General features: G+C 52.6%; 2 protein-coding genes. One reads left to right on the top strand and one right to left on the bottom strand.

Annotated features, from left to right (window positions below):
* Positions 1–65: 65 nt before the first annotated feature.
* Positions 66–1,418, top strand: coding sequence for an O-antigen ligase family protein (locus ACXJMY_RS37835; protein ID WP_456624441.1), 1,353 nt, complete (start codon positions 66–68; stop codon positions 1,416–1,418).
* A gap of 165 nt (positions 1,419–1,583) precedes the next feature.
* Here the strand turns inward: ACXJMY_RS37835 and ACXJMY_RS37840 are convergent.
* Positions 1,584–2,047: hypothetical protein (locus ACXJMY_RS37840; protein ID WP_456624442.1), on the bottom strand; the 464-nt coding region annotated here is incomplete at its 5' end.

Consider the following 2,047-nt stretch of genomic DNA (forward strand, 5'->3'; position numbering starts at 1 on the left):
CTTGTCGCCAAGTCAAAACGCCCGGTTTCCTCGCGGCGACCTGATCAACCAATTTCGATAGGTCGATGAGTGCCTCTTTGAGCCATAGCGGCCGAGCGCCTTATCATCTCGCGTCGCCGCATTCAGTCGCGGAAGCTGGCACCTTTTTCTTTCTCTTGTTCGTTTTCATTTTGCCCTTCCAGCGCGTGACAGACAATTTGTTCGACATCCAAGGGCTTAAACCATTCAACTTATTATCAGCAGTAGTCTTGGCTTATCTGGTGCTCCACACTGCGCCTCTACACGCGACCGACAAACTCGAACGAACATCCATCAGACTTTTTCTCCTGTACTTCGCCACCTTCACCATCGCCCTTATCAGATCGATTCCAAACGCGCCTCTTTTGCACAGCCGCTTCCCTGACTCATTTCCAGAGTCCTACATCAGCTTTGTACTATCGTGCATTGTGCCGGGCTTTTACCTTCTACCGTTCCTCTTCATCCTTAAGAGCATGCGCTCCTTTCAGGAGCTCGAGAGGCTCACGACCGTGATCTGCCTTTCGATACTATTGCTATCAATTGCTTTCGTCGCTCTCGTCCTGATGAATCCGTCCGTTCTGCTTTCAGGTGACCGAAGCGGAATGGCTGATCTTGTCCCGGCGAGCCGGTACGAAATGGCCGAGTTCTGCCAAACGTATTTTGGAGTCCATTACAATACAATTGGAACCATATACATTTGTACAATACCCCTGTTGCTCTATACAGCTCTTACGCGGAGCGCTTTTTGGATCGTCCCGCTCGGTCTAGCGCTCGTGGCAATTCTCCTTCTCCAGTCACGCAGTGCGCTTGTCATAGTAGCAGCTTCCTGTTCCCTATTCCTGGTCCTGCGGCGCAGGTTTGTCATTTTGGCTGTTGGTGCTGCGGCGGCTGGCGTCGCATCGCTCCTGTGGACCGTACCAACCGTTCAGGCTCTTCTTTCGATCGGGTTTGATAGCGGTTCCGACGTCTCGGCCGATGCCCTGTTCACAGGCCGTGTTGAATCGGTTTGGGTTCCGCTGCTAAATGAATGGACCAGCGATATCGGCCTGTTCCTGTTTGGTGCTGGTCGCTATGGAACGGGGACGAGCCCACTTTGGGCCTCGGGAACCCTGATGCCGGTCACCCATGCGCATAATGCAATTATCAATTTCTTTCTTGATTGCGGGGCGATTTTAACCGGCGTGCTTCTCGTTTTCCTTTGCGTTGGAACAGCTACTGCCTGGCGAGTTGGGCGAAGGTTGAATAGTGACCTTTATTGGGCTCTGTTCGCGTGCATCTTTGGTTGTGGAATTAGCATGGCCACTGAGTGTGACATCCTTCCAGCAATTGAAAACATGTATGTGTTTCCGATCATTGCGATGATGATCAACTTGGCGCGGTTGGATGCCTATCACAGTTGATCCAGTCCGGCTAAATTGGTCCGACGTGAACTCCAGGACGATTCAAAAGACTCAAGAGACCATTGCAAGGCTCATAACAAGGCAACGAGACCCTTCGGCCTGCGTAGATCGGGCACATCTGCCGCCATAATACATTAGTCCATGACCGTCGCCTTTCTTAGGCGATCATGTCAGTGGTGGCACCGGCAGCGGACTGTCGATGCGCGATGCAAACGGCTGCGAGCCCGATGCATCTATTTCGATGTTCGCATACCAAACGGCCAACGGCAGGCCATTTAGATTGTTCCCTCGATACAACGCCAGATTCCACCAGAATGGTGCCCTGGCTTGCGTGCCAACTTGCACGCCGCTCCGATTCCAGAGCTGATTGCCATCGAGCCAAGTCTGCACAAACCCATTGGGAGAATTATCCATCCTGAATGTCGTCCTCACGAAATGCCAACGGCCAGTCGCGCAACTGACATAGGGAGAACTCCAGCTCGTCGGATTGATATGGATCCAGACGCCATAATTCCCGTTACGAGGATAGAGCGCATGGGTCGGTCCAGAATTGACGCCGCTAGTCTGATCGTGAAGATCGGGAAGATCACAGAAGGTGCAGTCGAAGGTCGAGCCAGGCTCTATGAAGA

This window comes from Bradyrhizobium sp. P5_C12 (assembly GCF_054049735.1).

Coding starts and splice junctions, on each gene's coding strand:
- ACXJMY_RS37835 (WP_456624441.1), top strand. CDS start 66: ATGAGTGCCTCTTTGAGCCATAGCGGCCGAGCGCCTTATCATCTCGCG.